Genomic DNA, 19161 nt, shown 5'->3' with positions numbered 1-19161 from the left:
GCTGGATGAAGCGGCTGGAGTGCCGGTGGGCTCAGATCTCGTACGTCCAGCGCGACCAGTCGTAATCATCCTCGGCGACGTCGCGTAGCTGCTCAATGGCTTTGAACAGGGCTGGCGACTGCGCCGCGCGCGAATAGACCAGGTAGATCGGGTAGCTGAACTCCGGCGCCTGCTCGACTCGCTTGAGGATGCCTTCATCCAGATAGCGCTGCACCACTCGCGTACGGAAGTAGCCGCGGCCGCCGTACTGCACCAGATACTGCAACGCCAGCGGGCCCAGACTGAACGACAACTCCGCACGGATGTGGCCGGGCAGGGCGAGGTCGTGCTGTCGACGAAACGCCGGCCCCCAGTCAACATATATGTAGGGCTCCGGGTTGACGGTCTGTACGACCTGGATCAGCTTTTCTTCGAGCAGTTGCTCGACCTGCAGGCCCGGCCAGTATTCAGGCTGATGCACCAGCGCGGCGTCCAGCGCGCCGAGGTCGAGCTGCTTCTGAAGTTCGTCGCCGCTGGCCACCTCACTGCGAAACGCGTGCTCGGGCATCACTTGCCGCAAGCGCTGCACCCAGGCGAGCATCAGCGGGTTGCATAGGCTTACCTCGGCACCGAGCGACAGCAGCTTGTCGTGACCGCGTGGCAACGGCAGATCTCGCCGTGCGGTTTCCCAGGTCTGCACCAGCTGCGTGGCATAGGCAACGAAGCGTTCACCGTCGCCGGTTAGCCGCGCGCCGGCGCGGTTGCGTACGAACAGCCGGCAGCCGAGCTGCGTTTCCAGACTGCGGACTCGAGCGGTCACAGCCGTCTGGGTGACATGCAGCCGCTCGGCAGTGGCGATAAAACTGCCGCTGCGGATAATCTCGAGAAAGGTGCGGGCGAGATCGATATCCATATGCGGGCCTTGAGTCGTCGGTGAGGATGGCGATTGTAGCGAACGGGGCATGGGGCGCTGATAGCAACGACAAGCGCTTCGCAGAGCAAGGCATCTTGGGCAAGAATGGCAGTGCCGGGCCAACCGTCCGCGAGCGTGGCGGTCAGGCTGCGTGGGGTTGCCGGCAATGGCGTCCGGCGCCAATACCTAACTGAGGCGCCAGTCGTACGCAGGCCGTGGCAGGATGCGCAATCCTGCAGGCGCACGAGCTGAGGCTGGCGCTCGGCAATGGGCGCGGGCAGGGCAGCAGGAGCAGCTAGGAGGGGCGCCAGGGCGAGCCCAGACTCAATCCAGCATGCCAGGGCAAGATTATGGCGTCCTCCAGAGTGTTTTACTTGAGGCTCAGCACCCACTCGGCGAGGGTTTTGGCTTCTTCGTCAGTAACGGGGTTTGGCGGCATCGGGATTGGGCCCCAGTTACCCTGAGCACCGTTCTTGATGCTGCCCGCAAGCTTTTCTGCTGCGCCTTCCTGACCGGCGTACTTGGCGGCGACTTCCTTTAGCGCTGGGCCAACTAACTTGGCATCGACGCTGTGGCAGGCAGCGCAAGGCTTGCTCTTGAACAGCGCTTCACCGTCCTGAGCCACCGCCGGCTGCAGAACCAATGCGCCGCCGAGGGCGAGCAGGGATAATAGGACTTTCTTCATGAGTACTTCCTCAAGGCTAAGTGGAGAATCTATGTTCCCCGATTGCGCTCAGTACACTTCTCGTGCTGAGCGTTGTAGACGGTAAATTCAACGGTTGGGGTAATCAATCTTTTGTCGTTTATTACCTTTTCAGCGTTAGCTTTTGTTATTGACACGATGGTGGCCGATTCCCCTCCCTGGCCGTTCCATTACCGAGAACCAGACGTCGCCATCGGCCGGCCTGGTTGTGCTCCGGCGGTACGACGCGCTTGGAGCCCTCCTTTATGCCCGCTCAGCCGCCGGTCGGCAGTACCCGGTAGCTTTGGCCAGATATTGAATCGAACACGGTGTCCGATTGGCTGACCTTGGCATCGAGACGAGTGATCGTCGTGGCCCGAGTGGCTGGTTGTTCAGATTGGATCGTGGGTGGATGGAAGAATCTGCGCCACGGCCAGGTGTGGCTCTCGCCAGCATTCACTAGCGCGGCGACCGCCGCTGCTTAGAGTCGATGACCGCGACTTTGTTCGAGCTGTTCGATGAGCATCCTGGCGGCCCCTTGCTGGTGCACGATTACAATGGGCGTCAGCCTCGTCATGGAAGGGCAAGCTGTGGGATGCGCTCACCCCTCGGTTGATAAGGAATCCGCCGCTGCGCCGCTAATTGGCGCGAGTCGTCTCGACCACCTGGTGGTCTAAGCTCCAGACATTACCGACCGAGGAGATTTCCATGGCTCTGGACCATGACCAGTTCGACGCGCTGCTGACTGAGGCCCTTGGCCATGCCGAGCGTGCAGCCAGTGAGAATAACCCGCAGCACTACCAGCAGGCCTTTGTAGCCAGCCTCAAGGCGATGCGTATGTTGGCAGAAGAGTCCGGTGCTTGGCGGCAAATGGTGGCGCGAGCCACCGAGGAGTTCGAAGGCGACGAGGGGATATAGCCACAGCATGAGGGCGAAGCTGTGAAGCCGGCCTCAAGCGCTTCGCGGGCAAGCTCGCGCCCGCGGTCAGGTGCGTCTGCCCGGTTTGGGCCCTGACGGGTGCCGTGACGAAAACAGCGTCCAGCTTCGTCCCTTGACATAAGCGCTGCCGTTAGTGAGCAGGGCCGTCGCATTGTTGAGGATGGCTACAGCCTGCCATTACAAACTGACCAATCAGCTCCATCCCCAGAACTGCAGATACCAGCCATAGGCCACGACCGCGATGCCCAAGGTCACGCAGGCGAAGGCGGTCAGCCGACGCAGCCCATTGGCGCCGTGACGGCTGATGACCCGCCAGGCAAGGTAGAGCGTCCAGCCAGTCGCACCGGCCAACAGCAGGGCGCGTGTCGGTTGGGCCCAGGCAAGAATGAAGCCTTCGTAGCGCAACAGTTTGATGGTGGTGGCAGAGAGGCCGAGAAACAATCCAGCTCCGCCCAAGGGCGTCAGCGTCAGAGCCAGGTGCTGAAACACGCTGTCGCCGCGGTTCATCAGCCGTACAGCGCTGCGCAGCAGCAGCCACAGCGCGCCGCCGATGATGAGCGAGTAGCCGCCGATGTAGGTGAGAATCGCCGCGCCATCGAGCCAGGTGAATGCATCGTTGGCCTGCGGGTAATGGGTCAGCAGCCACCAGGGCGCGTTGGCCTCGAGCGGCCAGAAAATATCGCGCTTGACCAGCCACTCGGCGGCCGTCTGCTTGAGCGTGATGAACCAGGGGCTGACCGTCCACTGAAAGGCGCCCATGGCCAGGCCGATCATGCCGAAGAGCAGCAGCGTGCTGTCCCAATGTCCCTGTTGCGGCTGGTTGCCGACGATGAGGATCTCCTGGTTCGGCGAACGCGCGGCGAGGGCAACGGCGCCACGCTGACCGCTGCAACGACCGCAGGCGTGGCACTCGCTATTGCCCTGCATGCGGCGGATGTCGATCAGCGGGGCGCAGTTGGGGGTCGCCAGTTTCGGTCCCTGATTGGCCTGCCAGCGTTCTTCGTCGACCTTGTAGTGCATCGGCGCCAGGCGCGCGAGCAGGCCGAACACGCCGGTGACCGGGCACAGGTGCCGGCACCAGACGCGTTTGCCCCGACCATATAGAAAGCCGACGAGCATCGCGGCGACGGTCGAGCCGCCGAGAATCAGTGCGGCGGCGCGGCCATAGTCATAAACGCTGATCAGCTGGCCGTAGACGGTGGTCAGCACGAAGGCGATGGTTGGCCAGCCGCTCCAGCGAATCCATTGCGGGGTGCGCTTGTTAAGCCCGCGCCAGCTGATCCATTCGCTGAGCGAACCTTCGGGACAAAGCACGCCGCACCAGAGTCGACCGAACAGCACCATCGACAGCAGCACAAAGGGCCACCACAGCCCCCAGAACAGGAACTGGGCGAACACCGTGATGTTGTCGAGCATGCGCGCCTCGGACGGCGGGAGCGAAAGCACCGCCGGAACCAGCAGCAGGACCAGATAGAAGCCCACCACCAGCCACTGGACCAGGCGGATGGTGTTGGCGTGCTGGCGCAGCAGGTCGCCTATGCGTGCCAGCCGGGGAGCGTTGGAGATCATACGGTGCGAGCCTCCAGGCGGGCCCCCGGCTCCGGTCGCAACCAGCCCCAGACCGCCAGCCAGTACAGCGCCATGAGTATCACCGCCGCCAGCGACGGCATGGCGCGGTAACCGGTCAGCCCGGCGATGGTGCTACCCAGTGTGCCGCCGTCATCGAGCAGGGTAGAGGTATCCCACAGCGGATCGCCGAAGATTGTATAAAAGACTTCCGGCACCTCCATGCCCATCAGCTGGCCGCTGAACCGGTCGAGCCCGGCCATCAACAGCGCAGCACCGAGCAACAGCAGCAGCGCCTCGCTGACTTCGAAGAATCGCTTCCAGGAGAACAGCCGGCTGCCGGCCTGCAGCGCCGTGTAGCTGAGCAGCGCGAGGACGAAACCGAGCACGCCACCGATGACGAAGCCGATCAGGTCAGCACCTTGCTGCTGGTGACCGATGCCGTAGAGAAACACCACCGTTTCGCTGCCTTCACGTGCCACGGCGAGCATCGCCAGAACCAGCAGGCCGACGCCGCTGCCCTGGCTGAGGCTGGCCGCGGCGCTGTCCACCAGGTTGCGTTTGAGGTCGCGCCCGTGATGGTGCATCCAGCCGACCATCTGCAGGATCAGCAAGGCGGCGATCATCAGCATGGCGCACTGGAACCACTCCCCGGCCGGGCCGGCCAGCCAATCACCGGCGCTGAGAATGCCCCAGGCTAGCAGCGACGCCAGGCCCAGGCCGGCGACCACGCCGCTCCAAAGCATGCGCAGGGCGTGGCGGTTGTCCGGTTGCTGGCTCAGCCACGCATGGAGGATGCCGATGACCAGCAGCGCCTCGACGCTCTCGCGCCAGACGATGAGCATTGATTGGCCCATGTCGCTTCTCCTGTGTATGTACTACTTGGCGATGATTTCCCCTTCCGGGAGATCCAGGTGGAACTCGTCGAAGAAGGGGTAGCGGCCCGGTTTGAGCGGGTGAATGACGACGAATGAGGTGACGCCGGGCGAGAGCACCTTTTCCACCCGCAGGGGCGTGCTCTCGAATTCGGTCGGGCCGCTGCCGGCGTTGATCACGACGATCTTGAAGCGCTGACGAGCCGGCACCTCGATCATCGCCGGCTCGAAATGGCCGTCGCGGATGGTCAGCTCGTAGGTGGGTAACCCGGCCTGCGCGCCGCCGGCGAAAGCGGCAGCAAGCAAGGCGAGGGTCGAAAACAGGATGCGTTGCATGCTGGCCTCCTGCTCAGTAACCGCCCTTCTTGCCGATGCCGGCATAGGTGAACTCGTAGTTCAGCTCGCAGCGCTCAAACCACGGGGCAACGCCAGTTTCCTTGTCAACGTGACGACCGAACATGGCGTGCTCACCACCTGGCGGCGACACGGTGAACGTCAGCGTGTATTTGCCCGGACCCATCAGCTTGACGTTATCCCCGTAGTGCGGGCCATCGTTGGCGACCATCGGATGCAAGGTGCCTTCGATCTTCTCTTCCAACCCCTTCTTGCTCAGCGCATAGCGGATGTTCAGGTAGGGGACGAAGCTGCCTTCCTGCCAGCCGTTGCGGTTATCCTCGGTGGCGGCGATATCGGCTTCCAGATGGACATCGGAGTTGGCGGTGGCACGCATTATGCCGGCCGGTTCCATTTCGACTGGCTGCAGGTACACCGCACCCACTTCCATACCACCGCACTGCTGCGGTTCACCGATGGGATATTCCTTTGCCTGAGCGAGGGGAGCGAGCAACAACGAGGTGATGGCGAGGGTAGCGGGAATGCGCATGAAGCCTCCGGAAGGGCATATGAGAGTGAGCGGTGAGGCTTGCACCTGCGATGTTTAACGATAATGATTCGCGTCAATTCTGACCGAAATACTTTGTTACGTATAGCGCAAGGCCGTGTCGCTGACTTCTTCCGGAACGCTCAAGCGCGCGGGTAGCGAGCGATAGCAGCCTCCGCTGCGTTGAGTTGTCACACCCTCTGCAAGCACCTTCCTCACATCGCCCGGCAAAGGCCAACGGGATACCCCACCGGTAAAAATTGTCTGTGTGTTCGCCGGGGTGCGGCCTACCATGTGCATTTTTCGAGTCAGGGGAGCCTATGCCTCAAACCGCTGTGCTGGACGCCCGAACCGCCCGCGTGCTGCCCTGGCTGGTCGCCATCGCGTTCTTCATGCAGACCCTCGACGGCACCATTCTCAACACCGCCTTACCGGCCATGGCGCGCGATCTCGCCGAGGATCCGCTGCGCATGCAAGGCGTGGTGATCGCCTACATGCTCACGGTGGCGCTGCTGATCCCGGCGTCTGGTTGGTTGGCGGACCGCTTCGGCTCTCGGCGGATCTTTTTTTCCGCCATCCTGCTGTTCACGCTCGGCTCGCTGCTCTGCGCAATGAGCGTGAGCTTCAATCAGCTGGTGATTTCGCGGGTGGTGCAGGCCATCGGTGGCGCGCTGATGTTGCCGGTCGGGCGTCTGGTGGTGCTGCGCGCCTATCCGCGCAGCGAGTTCGTACGGGTGATGACCTTTATCGCGCTACCAGGCATGGTCGGTCCGCTGATCGGTCCGACGCTCGGTGGGTGGTTGGTGGAATATGCGTCCTGGCACTGGATCTTCCTGATCAATCTGCCAGTCGGGCTGATCGGCTGTATCGCCGCGTTTCGCTTCATGCCCGACCTGAAAAGCGCCGAGCGGATACGCTTCGATACCATTGGTTTTCTGCTGTTCGGCAGCGCGATGGTGCTGATCACCATCGCGCTCGAAGGGCTCGGCGAGATGCACATGCCACATGCACGTGTCCTGCTGTTGATGGTGATCGGCAGTGCTTGCCTGGCGGCGTACTGGCTGCGCGCTGGCCATGTCGACAAGCCGCTGTTCAGCCCGTCGCTGTTCCATACCCGCAGTTTCGCCGTCGGCATTTTCGGCAACCTGTTTGCCCGCCTGGGGAGTGGGGCGTTGCCTTTCCTGCTGCCGCTGCTGCTACAGGTGGCGCTGGGCTATTCGCCTGCGCAAGCGGGCATGACGATGATCCCGTTGGCGCTCGGCGCCATGCTTATCAAGCCCCTGGCCAAGCCGCTGATAGATCGCCTCGGCTATCGACGCATCCTGGTCGGCAACACCCTGTTGCTGGGAAGCCTGATCGGCAGCCTGGCAACGATCAATGGGAATACCTCGACGATGCTCCTGCTGCTGCAACTGGGCCTGATCGGGATGGTCAATTCGATGCAATTCACCGCGATGAACACCGTGACCCTGGTCGGGCTCAGCAACCAGAACGCCAGCAGCGGCAACGGCCTGCTATCGGTGGTTGTGCAGTTGTCGATGAGTCTCGGGGTGGCTTCGGCGGGTGCGTTACTGGGTGGTTTTACCGTTCCGGGTGCAGACGGCGAGGCCGTGTTGCGGGCGTTTCACCTGACCTTCCTGTGCATTGGCGCAATGTCGATGCTGGCCGCAACGCTGTTCTTTCAGCTGGACAGCAAGCAGGCCATGGCCGCCCGGATCATCGACGAAGAGTAACCGGCAGCAGAATCAGCCGATGCAGAGATCGGCTTCTTCTTCCTCGGGAATCTCGTCCGTCACGATGACCCGCGCGTGGTGGCTGTTTTCCTCTTCCATGCGTAAGCCGAAGTAGCGGGTGTCATACGCATCCCAGAACGCTTCGACCTGCTCCATCGTGGCGGCCTCGAGGAGTACCTCCAGGCTGTGTTCCAGGACAATGGTGTAGAGTTTTTCGGAAGACATGATTAGCAGGCTCGTGCTCGATTCAGAAGAGTCGCTGCGCCTCTGCAGCGGTGATGTCATTCTGACAGCTGGCGCCTCGATTTCAGTGCCCGCTCATCGCCTTCCCGTTGTGTTCCGCTGAACGGTTCACTGGCAATGCGGTCGCGTAGCGCGCGGCTGAGTCCACATGGGGGCCGACCGATATTCGATTCCATCTGTCGCTAATCACGACATATTGCTCGGCTCGCCTGTCCGCGTAGCGCCTGGCAAACTGGAGCGTCGCGTGTAGACATGCCAGCGGCGGATTCTCCGGCGCGTTCGCAGGCTCTCTTCCTGCATGGTTTATCCGCTGTATTTGTTTACCTGTTCAGGTAAACATTGTAGACCTGTCGCTTAACCCGACATAAGGTTCGCTGCTGCCGGGGTCGACCGGTGTCAGAGCAGAAGGAATTGATGATGAGCGCGATGAGTGTGTCCTGGCTGGCAACGGGGATCGCCCTGTGTGCGGTGCTGGTGCTGACGATACTGCTCTGGGTGCAGTGGCTACACACCCAACAGCATAAGGCGGAACTGAGCGTGTTGCGTGATCTGCTACAAAGCCTCGGCGAGGTAGTCCAGCGACTCGAGCAGGAAAAAGCCGAGCTGACCGCCGGCCTGCGTGCGGAAAAGGGTCAGGTCGAACAGCTCAAGCGACAGTTGGGGCAGTTGAGGTGACTCGGGCGGGTTCGGTCGGCGCTCACGGCCGACGCGTCGAGGAGAAGGTGGCCAGCAGTGACGCCTCGCCCTCCGCGCTGAACACGATGGCGCGCGAATCCCTGGCGCGTACCACGCAAACGACGGCATCAACTTATACGGCGAGATTGTGAATGGTCAGATGCTGAGTAAGGGCATCTAGCGCGCGCCGAAGGCTGTGCTGTTGCGGCGGGCCGAAGCTGTGTCAGCCGGCGGTTTCGTTTTCTCCGGCTAGCGTGAAGCGTGCCCCGAGACCGTCATAATGCGTAGTGCTGAGCCAAACGACCGCTAGTTGACGGGGGCGAAAAGGCACTCCGGCGGTTCGCTAATGTGCGTTTTTTACGCGAGTTTGGCTAAGCCGGGGTGATCAGTCAGTGCGCGGTTTTGCTTCACATCAGCTCCGAGCATAACGACCCGATAATCATTGGGCCGTTGCGACAATTAGACCTTGCGCTCGTTGAAGCCGTTAATGGCTATATTCATCTACCCATAATGCTCGTTCGCGAGGAGACGCAGCATGGAGCAATTCACTGGCGGTTGCCTTTGCGGCAACGTTCAAATCGTGGCGACGGGCCGCCCATACCGAGTCGGCCTTTGCCACTGTATCGATTGCCGCAAGCATCATGGAGCCCTTTTTTACGCGGCGGCGGTGTTCTCTCAAGACGCAGTGACGATCAGCGGCGAAACACGCGACTACGCCGGACGCTTCTTCTGCCCCCGCTGCGGTTCGTCCGTCTTCGCACGCACCGCCGACGAAATCGAAGTGAACCTGGGATCCCTGGATGCGCCTGACCAACTGATGCCAAGCTATGAAAGCTGGGTCGTCCGTCGCGAATCCTGGTTACCACCGTTTCCGCTCACGAGACGCTACGAGCATGACCGTGATCCCACGGGGCGCTCTGAGGACTAGGTGAGGCAGGCCGATGGTATAGAAGCAGCCGACGCAACACTTGGCGTTTGGCAGTTGCAGACAGCTCGTGGGTATAGCGCGACCGATGTCCGCCGGATGCGAACAGGCTTGGCATCGAGACGCGCGCCAGCCGGGGCTGAACGATTCGTGTCGTAGCGCTGTTCGATTGCCCATCTGGCGCCTCAGGGCAGTGGATTTCCTCGTCCTGGTTCGTTCGGATCGTTGACGCTCTGTTCTGGTGGCCCAGTAACCGGCCGACCGGATGGTCCGCTATCGTTGCTAGGTCGTTTCTGCACGTCTGGGTTATCCGTGACGAAATCGGGCTCAGGGCTATGGCTGGGATTCTGATCCTGCCCTGGGACGGGCTGCTGGTTATGGGGTCGGTCGAGCGGATCGATACTCATGGATCACCTCCGATTGAGCTAAATGGCCCTTTTGCGTTTGAGGTGATTCGCCGTGATTGGTGCGTGCCGCATGTCGCTTAGCGGCATGGCCATACCAAATCGTACTGTATGCCAGCAGGCACTTTTGCTCTCGAGAGATGCTGCCGGGCTTGCCAATCAGCCCTGACAGTCGACGTACAGCAGAGGAAACACGGAGATGCATCCTGTGTGTATCTGCAGGGGAACGTATAGAAACAAGAAAGCCCGCGCGGGGCGGGCTTTTCAGGGTGTTTCCGATCATGTGGGAACATGTGGGAATTTGCATTTGGTGGGCCGGGGGGATTTGAACCCCAATTTTTGCTCCGCGTTGTCCTGCTAAGCTCCGCAATACGGGCCTCGCACAGTCGTTGCGTCCGCATTGTGCTGCGTTAATCAGCAGTGAATTCGACACTTTGTCGACACGGCGGTTTAGCTCTGAGGCACAGAAGGTGGCGGCTGCTGGTTACGTCGCTAAACCACGAGCTACTCGTCGTCTAAGCGTCGTTCCATTCGTCTAGGCCTACGCTCATATTCTGTAGCTGATGCATTTTCTCCAAAATATATCTGCGCCTCATTCTCAAGTCGTCAAGCTGCGCGCTGAGTAAATCCAAACTGGTGGTCAGCTTCGCATGTTCAGACTCCTCCTCTGGCGATAGACCTCTAAGGCTTTTCATCTGAGCGTAGTAACTAACAAGGTCTCTAGCACCATCACGTCTGCTGCTGAGCTCACTTGTACGCACATGCAACTCTTCTAGCTCCGCTCTGTAGCTAAGCTCTTGCTCATGCCATGGTGTAACTATGTTGTCTTCTTGATTACGCCTAAGAAAGATATTATCAAGACTGAAGCTACGACTTTTGAAGGTGCTAATCTGCCGTTTCGTTTTTCTATTCTCTGACGATATATCCAGTTCTTTTTGTCGTACGTCTCGGATTTCTTCAAGGACTTCTTTTGACGGCTTTTCTTGTTCTTTTTCAGTGGCAAGCGATAAAAATCTTTCCGGCAGATACATGTGAAAAAGTTGGTTAACTTCGCTCTGAAATTCCTTTATCAGCTCTGGTCGAGGGCCTATTGTTTTACCTTTGAAACGAAGCCACCAATCCTCCTTCCCATCATCTGTAACGAATATTATCGGGGTGTCCACTTCCTTCGCTTTTCCTATTATTTCTTTCCATATGATCAAGTCGCCATATGGCCTGCATCTGGAAGTTAGTGAAGAGTCGCCGCCTTGTTTCTTAATATCTGAATATCCAGGAGGGATTTTCTGCTCATACCGGGCAGTACCCTCTTTGATAATATCTTCGAGCTCCGCGTCGCTTGAAAGGTTACCCACCCGATCTTCAAAGATATCAGCGATTTCATCCTTGATTTCGTCGGAGGTAATTCTTCTAGTGTGCACATCTTTATTATTGCTAAGTTCTTCTATTGCCTTCTCTAAACTTGCCGCTACGCCCTTCATGGTCTTGGCTGATACGAAAGGGTGCTGCCTAGAGTTTTCCAGCTTCCCTTTTAGCTTGTTTATCTCAGCTATTGCTTTCTCATATTCTTCTTGCTGCTCGTAGATAACGTTTAGTCTGTTTTCAAGATACTCATCTGCAACTCGATAAGGTATCCAAATGCGCTCTTGGAGAAGTCGAAGAGTCTTAATAAAAAGCGCGCGAGTCTCGTCAGAATATCTATATAAATTTAGTAGAATGTTTGTGTCGAAAACAAAGATGCAGCGATCCCAGAGACTGTGATCAGCTGCCGGATTCGAAAAGTGGCCTGGGAATTTATCTTTCATACCGAACGTCCTTTTTCCGATAAGCTTTTATATAGTTTCGACTAAACCCAACCTCCACGCGCTCGGGCATACCATCGCCTAGCTACTTTCCGTGTGATTGCTATCCCGCGCTGGGTTGGCTCAAGTTTCGGTTGGCTTCGTCGTAGTCGGGGCTGGTCTGGCCGATTTCCGGGGCGATCTGCCCGCTTGCAATCCAAAAAGCGTATTGAGGAAACATCTTTACGATGGCCTCTATGTCTTCTTCGTTTGCACGTCTCTTGCCGTTTCGCAGGTGATACCAGCTGCTTCGGTCGATACCCGTCAGCTTTTCGAGCTTAGGAGCCGAGAGTCCTTGGTTGTCCCAAACAGATATCAATCTCTCTCTTATCATTCCGAAAACGTCTAAAAAGCTTGCACATAGTGGTGGTTTCTATGTGAAGGCTAGCCTATATTCTTGTTCGTGCCTTGCACTATTTGTAATGCATCTAATGCCGGATATAGCAGAACAAAGCGGAGATCACGAATGCTACCACCAGAAGGGATCGACTCCCAGAAGCTGCACGGCGCCCCGCCCCTGATGCCGTGGCCGAAGTTCGCCGAGTGGATCGGCATGGGCGACGAACCCATCGTGGTGCGCACCTGGTTGGATCGTGGCTATCTGCCTTCGAAGAAGGTGGGCAAGCGCACGATGGTCAACGTGGCCCTGCTTCAGCAACAGCTTCTCGAACAGGAGTGGACGCTATGAGCAAAACAGACGACAGCCTCGACCTGTGCAGCCTCAAGACCTTCGCCGAAATGAGCGGGGTATCCGTCGAAGAGGCCGCTGACTGGGCCGCCACCGGCACCATCCCGACGATGCGCCTCGCGGACTTTCGCATGGTCAACCTGGCGCGCCTGCGGGCCGACCTGAAGAAAGGCAAAAAGGAGTTCAAGGAAGGAGACTACAGCCATGCGTAAGCCCGGCATCACCCTGGATACCCAAGCCGCCATGGCCTACATCGGCGAGTCCGTGCTGATGGAGCTGCATATGGACGAAGACGAGCCACCCTACTGGTGCTGCGTGCACATCGTCGGTGTGGTGCTGGCGAAGGAAGGCGTCTGGGATTACCCCTATTTCATGGCGGTGAGCTTCGTCGACGACGGGCGCACGCCGAGCGAAATTCCCTTCGTGGACATTCTTACCATCAGGGTGATGCGGCACCGCGACCGGCACGGTTCCGGCAACGTACTGGACCGTATCGCCCTCCCTAATGCTGGGAGGTCAGGGGCCGCGCTCCCGGCTCGTCGGGACAGCTTCACCGTCCCGTCGAACGGAAGCACGGGCGCAGCGCACCCTTGACCCTGCACGACCATGAAAAGCCTATCGCTGGGAGTGTGGGGTAGCTTCTCCACCCCACGCTCCCTAGCCCTCGGCGGCAAGAGCGGGATGACAAGGGCGGCGCCCTTGGTGTTCTTCGTCCTCGCGCGCCGCGCCGATCTCAAACTTCCCCACCTGCTCGCGCTGGCCAGCCTCGCGCTCTACCTCGCCTGGGCCAGCATGCCGCCGCCTGATGGTCCCCTGATGACCTTCATCCAGGAACAAACCTGTCCTGAAGATCCGACCGCGTTATTCACCGACCCGGTGACCCGTATCGATAGCCCTTGCTGCGCGCTGGCCGAGCACTCTCACACGTGCCGAGGGACGAGGCGCGTGAGCGTGCGCAGCCAGCGCGCGCCGCCGCGCTGACGTCCCTGTAGCACGTCAGATAAATACAGATTAACTACCGCATTAATCAGCATTAGGAAGTAAACGAAATGTCCAAACCAAAAGATTTTCTCCGCCTCGATATGCTTGCCCAGGAAGATCGCAATGGACGCTTGTTCGTCGATCCGGGTACGGCGGCATTCGTGGATCTGTCCAAGGTCCGTCTGCTGCGTTGCGGCGTGGATACGGTCCGTCAGCTGTACCGTGGGCTGATCCGCCCTGAACTCATGGCGTTGTTCGAGAAGCCTGGGGCAATGGTCGAGTTTGCCGGAGAGATTTGGCATGCCGGTCGTGTTGGCAGGGACTCAGGCTACCAGTACAAGCTTCAGAATGCTGACCTCGGGTTCATCCTGCTCATAAAGAACTTCAACGCCAAGCTGGAGCAGATAGGCCCACACCTGAAAATCGAAGTGTCTTCCTAAACGCTTAACCGGCTGTCTTTGGCCGATTTCTGCCTGTTGTGATCGTCGATCGGCTCTTTAATCAGCGTATCGAAACGACTTTTCTGTCCCGATTCTCTGTCATTGCTGACACTGACAGATTGCCGGTTGCTGCTTCCTGGATGTGCTCGCTCCACCAAGTCATCATCGGGCGTCTCCGGTCGATGTAGTCCGCTCGGTTGTAAGCACTGCGAACCTCGTCCTTATCGACATGGGCAAGTGCTACCTCAATCAGCTCAGGATCCCAGCCATGTTCGTTGAGAATAGTGCTGGCCATTGAGCGCATGCCGTGGCTGACCAAGCGGCCTTCGAAGCCCATTCGTTTCAGCGCCATGTTGGCGGTCTGGCTGTTGCAGTGGGTGCGAGGGTTCCGGTCTGCAGGGAACACGTATTCACGGTGTCCGCTGTAGGGTTTGATTACCTCCAGCAGTGCCAACGCTTGCTCCGTAAGCGGGATAATGTGCGTACGGCGTTTCTTCATGCGCTCAGCAGGGATCGTCCAGATACGCTTTTCGAAGTCGATGTCGGCCCAGCGTGCGGTAGCAGCCTCTGCCGGGCGAGTCATGGTGTTGAGTTGCCATTCGATAAGACAACGTGTCGTTCTTTTTATGCTGGCATTGGCAATTGCCACCATGAGCTCTTTCAGCTCATCGGGAGCAAGTGCCGCCATGTTCTTCTTTTTCGGTTTCTTGAAAACCGAGCGAATGCCACTGAGTGGGTTCGCGTGAATCAGGCCCGAGTTGACCCCGTAGGTCATGATTTCGTTGAGCCGCTGCGTCAGGCGTTTAACGGTCTCCAGGCTACCTTTGGTCTCAAGAGGCCTGAGCAGGTTTATGACCTTCGGTGCGGTTATAGCGGAGATGGGAGTGGCGCCCAGGTCCGGGAAAACGTGAAGCGTGAGCGAGCGCCAGATATCTTCGGCATAGGCTGAAGTTACTGAATCCTTTTTGAGCTCGAACCATGCGGCCGCGACGTTCTTAAATGTGTGCTCTGTGGCTGCTTTCCTCGCCAGCCGATCAGCATCGCGCATTTCCTTCGGATCTAACCCCTGCGCGACAAGCTCTCTCGCTTCTACGGTTCGTTTGCGCGCTTGTGCCAGGCTCACCTCGGGAAAGGTGCCAAGCCCCATGTTGATCCGTTTTTTCGTCACCGGATGGATGTAGTTGAAATTCCATAGCCGTGAGCCATTAATTCTCACTCGCAACTGAAGGCCGTTGCCATCAGTCAGCGTGTAGTCCTTTTCCTTAGGCTTGGCGGCCTTCACTTTAAGGTCTGAAAGCCGCGTGGCTTGGGCGCCCATGTGTATTCCAATGCTGTTTGTGTATTCCAAAAATTACCAGCTGAACGCTTGGAATACCACCTGGAATACATGAACATATAGATGCTGACGGACACCCTTGGATGCCGGTGGCGCTGGAAGCCCCGTATTTACTGAATTTTAGGCACAAAAAAGGACGTCCGTGGACGCCCTTAGATGTGTATTTGGTGGAGCCGGGGGGATTTGAACCCCCGTCCGCCAGCTCTCCACTGTCGGTACTACATGCGTAGCCAAATCTATTAAGTTAACTCCGCGCCGCCCGATTGGCAGGGTGCTTGGAGCGAGCTGCATGAGTTTTAGCCGTTACGTCTGCAGCGAACTTGGCGGCGATCCTGTTCTATCTGACAGTCATTTCGGGTTTACAGGCATCCCCTAGTGACCGCTGGCGCCGAAGCGACCAGATGAAGGTTAGGCGGCTAGCGCGTACCCTTCGTAGTTGTCGTCGTTGGCAACTATAAGTTTGCAACAGTGGATTTACGAGTTCTGTTACCAACTCGGCATGCACCTAGAGCTTTGTTACCGGCGTCGAATCCTAATCGGCCCCATGAAGCGTAGTGCAGCTTCATGTGCTGCGCAGTGTACGCCAGATGCTTGGCGACGTCGAATGCTTGGTTCCCTGATTTTGGGGCATTTCGTCGGGATTCAAAGAATGGCTGGCATTGGCAAGGCCAACCGCTGGCGGCCTTGCCTGGGCGGTCTTAGTTGCTGGCGCCTGAGCCGGTGCCGCTGGTACCGGAGCTGCCGGAGCTGCCAGGACCTTCAAGCTCTTGCAGGGCTTTGGTCGTATGCACTATGCAGGCTTCGGTATCGCCGGCCTGCTGAGCCTGACGGGCCTGCTTGACCAGATCCTCGACTTGGCTGCTAGCGGGCTCGCCGAGCGTGATTGCCTGTCCAGTGGCCAGGTTGTCTTCAATTTCTTGCATGTTGATCTGGCAGAGGTCTTTGTCGGCGGCAAACGCAGCGGGACTGGCAATCAGAGCTGCTGCGGCAAGTAGGGCAAATTTTTTCATGAGATCCTCCAGGGAGTTAACTTCCCGGCGGGCCTGCCTGATTCTGCTGTTGCGCGGCGGCGCCGAGGCGAGTCGAGCCCCGTTCTAACGCTGGGCTCATAACTTCGGACTGCGGCTGCGCTCGAGCGTTTCATCTTTTCTGATCGGCACCCTCGCCGTGCGTGGTCACGCAGGGGCGGGCGCGGCCCTGGCTCGGCTGTTTCGGTTCACCAGGTAAACCAACCCGTGATAGTCGATACCACCGTGCTGCGACAGGCCGATTTCGCAGGTGCGGCTGGTGGAGACGCCTTCTTTGCACGTCCGCACGGCATCTTTCAGGCCGCGCAGCGAGTGCGCATTGAGCTCTGGGGTGGCGAAGCCTTTGTCGCCGGCGAAGCCGCAGCAATGGATGCCTTCCGGGATCACCACCTGCGTGGCGCAGCGCCGGGCGATGTCGATCAGTGCCTGCGCTTCACCGAGGTGCTGGGTACTGCAGGTGACATGCACGGCGATCGGCGCCTGCTGAGGTTCGAAATCCAGGCGGTCAAGCAGGAAGGTGCGGATAAACCTGACCGGATCGAACACCTGCAAGCGGTCATCGGCCAGGTCCTGAACCAGCCGCAGGGTGCAGGGGCTGGTGTCGCAGTAGATGGGGTCGAGCCCGCCACGGCTGGCCTTGAGCAGCGCATCAAGGGTTTCCTGCCGCTTGCGCTCGGCCTGTTCGGCATAGCCTTTGGAGGCGAACGGTTGGCCGCAGCATAGGTTGTTCAGGTTGTCCGGAAAGACCACCTGGTAGCCCGCTTTTTCCAGCAGGATGCGGGTGGTGTCGAGTAGTGGTTCCTGCTCCTGATCGCGTGCGGCCGGTCCCATGGCACGGGAGACGCATGCGGCGAGATAGACCACCCGTGGGCGTTCGTCCTGCCCCGACGGCTTGGGCAAATGCAGGCGTTGCAGCGGTTGCGGCATGGCCGGCGTCCACTGCGGTACGCGTCCCTTGCTGGCTTTGCTGAAGGCCGCCGAGGTCTTGCTCAGCAGGCGCGTGCCCATCATCAGGTGCGCGCCGTTGGCGACGTGTAGCATGAAACGTGTGCCTTGCACGGCGGTGCTGAAATGCTCGGCCAGCCAGTTGGCGGTGCCGGCCTTGTGCGCTTCCTTGCCGCGCAGCTTGCGCACCAGATCGCCGGTATTGATGCCCACCGGGCAGCGCTGGGCGCAGAGGCCGGTGGCGGCGCAGGTCTCGACGCCGTGGTAGTGGTAAAGCTGTTCAAGCTCGGCGGTATCGATGCCGGCACGTTGCTTCGCCTGGATATCGCGCCAGACAACGATGCGTTGGCGGGGCGTTAGGGTCAGTCCGTTGGACGGGCAGACCGGCTCACAGAAGCCGCATTCGATGCACTTGTCGACGATCTCGTCGGCGGCCGGCATCGGCTTGAGGTGCTTCAAGTGAATCTGCGGATCCTCGCTGAGCACCACGTCCGGGTTGAGGATGCCGGTGGGGTCGAGCAGGCGCTTGATCTGCCACATCAGCTGGTAGGCGTCCGCGCCCCACTCCAGCTCGACGAAGGGCGCCATGTTGCGGCCGGTGCCGTGTTCGGCCTTCAGCGCACCGCCGAATTCCACAGCCACCAGTTGCGTAACATCCTGCATGAAGGCTTCGTAGCGGGCGACCTGCGCTGGATCATCGAAGCCCTGGGTGAAGACGAAGTGCAGGTTGCCCTCCAGCGCGTGGCCGAACAGGATCGCTTCGTTGTAGGCGTGTTCCTCGAACAGCTGGATTAGCCGATTGACCCCATCGGCAAGACGCTCAATGGGAAAGGTCACGTCCTCGATGATCACCGTGGTGCCGGTCTGGCGCACCGCACCGACGGCGGGGAAGGTGTCCTTGCGGATGCGCCAGAGCTGGTTGTAGATGATCGGGTCTTCGCTGAAGTCGACCTGCTTATCCACCGGGAAATGCGCGATCGACGCCATGATCAGCCCGAGCTGCTCGTGCAGTAGGCCTTGCGTGGCGGCGCGCGATTCAATCAGTAGTGCGCAGGCGGTCGATGACAGCTCCTTAACCCACTCCGGCAAGCCCTTCATGTTTTCCACCGAGCGCATGCTGCGCCGGTCCAGCAGCTCCACAGCCGACACCGGTTGCTGCTTGAGAACCGGCACGGCCAGGCAGCAGGTCTCGACATCGGGGAAGACGACCAGCGCGCTGGCCTTGTGCGGATGATCCGGCACGGTGTCGTAGGTCACCGCGCTGATGAAGCCGAGGGTGCCTTCGGAGCCCACCATCAGGTGGTTGAGGATGTCGAGCGGCTCGTCGTAATCGACCAGCGCATTGAGCGAGAAGCCGGTGGTGTTCTTCAGGCGGTACTTGTGGCGAATCTTCGCTGCCAGCTCGGTGTTGGCGCGCGTCGTGCGGCCCAGTTCGGCGAGCTGATCGAGCAACGTGCCGTGACTCTGACGGAACGCATCGACGCTGGCCGCATCCTCGCTGTCGAGCACGGTGCCGTCGGCCAACACCAAGCGCAGACCGGCGAGAGTCTTGTAGCTATTTTGTGCCGTGCCACAGCACATGCCGCTGGAATTGTTGGCGACGATGCCGCCGATCTTGGCCGCGTTGATCGAGGCTGGATCCGGGCCGATCTTGCGCTGGAATGGGGCCAGCGCCGCGTTGGCGTGGGCGCCGATGACGCCAGGTTGCAGGCGGATCTGTTCGCCGCCGTTGCGAATCTCACGGCCGTTCCAGTGATCGCCGAGGACGATCAGCACCGAGTCGGAGATAGCCTGGCCGGAAAGGCTGGTGCCGGCGGCACGAAAGGTCACCGGCACGCGCTGGGCGTGGGCCAGTTGCAATAATCCCACCACTTCTGCTTCGGACTCGACGCGCACCACCAGCTTGGGAATCAAACGGTAAAAGCTGGCATCGGTGCCGAAAGCCAGCGTGGACAGGGGATCGTCGAAGCGCCGCTCTACCGGTATCAACCGTTCGACGGCAGCGAGGAAGTCGTTCGGCAGGGCGGCAGGCGCGTTCATATACGTGGCTCCGGGGATGAAGCGGCCGCGCCGGGACGCGCGGCCTCGTGA

General features: G+C 59.6%; 19 protein-coding genes, 1 other RNA gene and 1 pseudogene. 9 read left to right on the top strand and 12 right to left on the bottom strand.

All coding sequences use genetic code 11. The features are described 5' to 3' along the window. Window positions 1–31: 31 nt before the first annotated feature. Together H3028_RS04050 and H3028_RS04045 are read right to left on the bottom strand one after the other, a co-directional pair. On the bottom strand, window positions 32–892 hold the full coding sequence (locus H3028_RS04050; protein WP_181295977.1) for a LysR family transcriptional regulator: 861 nt from the start codon (window positions 890–892) through the stop codon (window positions 32–34). A 370-nt stretch (window positions 893–1262) separates the two neighbouring features. Then, a complete protein-coding gene (locus tag H3028_RS04045; RefSeq protein ID WP_181295770.1) occupies window positions 1263–1577 on the bottom strand; it encodes a c-type cytochrome in 315 nt (104 codons plus the stop codon). A gap of 705 nt (window positions 1578–2282) precedes the next feature. Between H3028_RS04045 and H3028_RS04040 the strand changes: the two genes are divergently transcribed. Beyond that, complete coding sequence (locus tag H3028_RS04040) at window positions 2283–2492, top strand: hypothetical protein (RefSeq protein WP_181295769.1); 210 nt, start codon at window positions 2283–2285, stop codon at window positions 2490–2492. Between the two features lie 213 nt (window positions 2493–2705). Here H3028_RS04040 and H3028_RS04035 read toward each other — a convergent pair whose 3' ends face one another. From H3028_RS04035 to H3028_RS04020, 4 genes are read right to left on the bottom strand one after another with little or no spacing between them, the layout of a single operon-like run. Then, window positions 2706–4082 (bottom strand): 4Fe-4S binding protein, encoded by a 1377-nt coding sequence (locus H3028_RS04035; RefSeq protein WP_181295768.1) that lies wholly within the window; start codon window positions 4080–4082, stop codon window positions 2706–2708. Then, window positions 4079–4936: an FTR1 family protein gene (locus tag H3028_RS04030; RefSeq protein ID WP_181295767.1), complete on the bottom strand. Its 858-nt coding sequence runs from the start codon at window positions 4934–4936 to the stop codon at window positions 4079–4081. Before H3028_RS04030 ends, H3028_RS04035 begins: the two co-directional genes overlap by 4 nt. A gap of 21 nt (window positions 4937–4957) precedes the next feature. Then, window positions 4958–5290 carry a cupredoxin domain-containing protein gene (locus H3028_RS04025; protein ID WP_181295766.1) on the bottom strand — a complete coding sequence of 111 codons (333 nt, stop codon included), beginning with the start codon at window positions 5288–5290 and terminating at the stop codon, window positions 4958–4960. Window positions 5291–5303: 13 nt separating this feature from the next. Further along, a complete protein-coding gene (locus H3028_RS04020; protein ID WP_181295765.1) occupies window positions 5304–5837 on the bottom strand; it encodes an iron transporter in 534 nt (177 codons plus the stop codon). A gap of 317 nt (window positions 5838–6154) precedes the next feature. On the opposite strand from H3028_RS04020, the gene mdtD reads away from it, so the two are divergent. Then, on the top strand, window positions 6155–7567 hold the full coding sequence (mdtD, locus tag H3028_RS04015) for a multidrug transporter subunit MdtD (RefSeq protein WP_181295764.1): 1413 nt from the start codon (window positions 6155–6157) through the stop codon (window positions 7565–7567). A gap of 12 nt (window positions 7568–7579) precedes the next feature. Here mdtD and H3028_RS04010 read toward each other — a convergent pair whose 3' ends face one another. Beyond that, window positions 7580–7792 carry a hypothetical protein gene (locus H3028_RS04010; protein WP_181295763.1) on the bottom strand — a complete coding sequence of 71 codons (213 nt, stop codon included), beginning with the start codon at window positions 7790–7792 and terminating at the stop codon, window positions 7580–7582. 435 nt (window positions 7793–8227) lie between these two features. On the opposite strand from H3028_RS04010, the gene H3028_RS04005 reads away from it, so the two are divergent. Then, complete coding sequence (locus tag H3028_RS04005) at window positions 8228–8485, top strand: hypothetical protein (protein WP_181295762.1); 258 nt, start codon at window positions 8228–8230, stop codon at window positions 8483–8485. A 535-nt stretch (window positions 8486–9020) separates the two neighbouring features. Beyond that, entirely contained in the window at window positions 9021–9413 is a 393-nt protein-coding gene (locus H3028_RS04000; RefSeq protein WP_181295761.1) for a GFA family protein, read from the top strand. A gap of 916 nt (window positions 9414–10329) precedes the next feature. On the opposite strand, the gene H3028_RS03995 is transcribed toward H3028_RS04000, so the two are convergent. Next, the gene (locus H3028_RS03995) at window positions 10330–11616 is read right to left on the bottom strand and encodes a PIN domain-containing protein (protein WP_181295760.1); all 1287 of its coding nucleotides are present in this window, start codon (window positions 11614–11616) and stop codon (window positions 10330–10332) included. 502 nt (window positions 11617–12118) lie between these two features. Between H3028_RS03995 and H3028_RS03990 the strand changes: the two genes are divergently transcribed. The 5 genes and pseudogenes from H3028_RS03990 to H3028_RS03970 form a co-directional block, all read left to right on the top strand. Next, window positions 12119–12340 carry a DNA-binding protein gene (locus H3028_RS03990; RefSeq protein ID WP_239610988.1) on the top strand — a complete coding sequence of 74 codons (222 nt, stop codon included), beginning with the start codon at window positions 12119–12121 and terminating at the stop codon, window positions 12338–12340. Continuing rightward, entirely contained in the window at window positions 12337–12552 is a 216-nt protein-coding gene (locus H3028_RS03985) for a hypothetical protein (protein ID WP_102851765.1), read from the top strand. The genes H3028_RS03990 and H3028_RS03985 overlap by 4 nt, the downstream gene beginning before the upstream one ends. Then, on the top strand, window positions 12545–12934 hold the full coding sequence (locus H3028_RS03980; RefSeq protein WP_181295759.1) for a hypothetical protein: 390 nt from the start codon (window positions 12545–12547) through the stop codon (window positions 12932–12934). The genes H3028_RS03985 and H3028_RS03980 overlap by 8 nt, the downstream gene beginning before the upstream one ends. 108 nt (window positions 12935–13042) lie before the next feature. Continuing rightward, window positions 13043–13321: a hypothetical protein gene (locus H3028_RS03975; RefSeq protein WP_309109524.1), complete on the top strand. Its 279-nt coding sequence runs from the start codon at window positions 13043–13045 to the stop codon at window positions 13319–13321. A 68-nt stretch (window positions 13322–13389) separates the two neighbouring features. Continuing rightward, a pseudogene (locus H3028_RS03970) lies at window positions 13390–13755 on the top strand (hypothetical protein); the annotation flags it as partial. 67 nt (window positions 13756–13822) lie between these two features. Here the strand turns inward: H3028_RS03970 and H3028_RS03965 are convergent. The 4 genes from H3028_RS03965 to H3028_RS03950 all read right to left on the bottom strand — a co-directional run bounded on the left by H3028_RS03965 (window position 13823) and on the right by H3028_RS03950 (window position 19110). Continuing rightward, window positions 13823–15079 (bottom strand): integrase domain-containing protein, encoded by a 1257-nt coding sequence (locus H3028_RS03965; protein WP_181295757.1) that lies wholly within the window; start codon window positions 15077–15079, stop codon window positions 13823–13825. Between the two features lie 183 nt (window positions 15080–15262). Further along, window positions 15263–15641, bottom strand: a transfer-messenger RNA (tmRNA) gene (gene ssrA, locus H3028_RS03960). Between the two features lie 154 nt (window positions 15642–15795). After that, the gene (locus H3028_RS03955; RefSeq protein ID WP_181295756.1) at window positions 15796–16107 is read right to left on the bottom strand and encodes a hypothetical protein; all 312 of its coding nucleotides are present in this window, start codon (window positions 16105–16107) and stop codon (window positions 15796–15798) included. A 165-nt stretch (window positions 16108–16272) separates the two neighbouring features. After that, window positions 16273–19110, bottom strand: a complete 2838-nt coding sequence (locus H3028_RS03950) for an FAD-binding and (Fe-S)-binding domain-containing protein (RefSeq protein WP_181295755.1) — start codon at window positions 19108–19110, stop codon at window positions 16273–16275. Window positions 19111–19161 lie beyond the last annotated feature (51 nt).

The sequence above is a fragment of the Pseudomonas sp. Q2-TVG4-2 genome (assembly GCF_013620795.1).
In the GTDB taxonomy this organism is placed as follows: Bacteria; Pseudomonadota; Gammaproteobacteria; order Pseudomonadales; family Pseudomonadaceae; genus Stutzerimonas.
The sequence above is the reverse complement of the archived record's forward strand: the minus strand, read 5'-3'. Positions and strand labels throughout refer to the sequence as shown.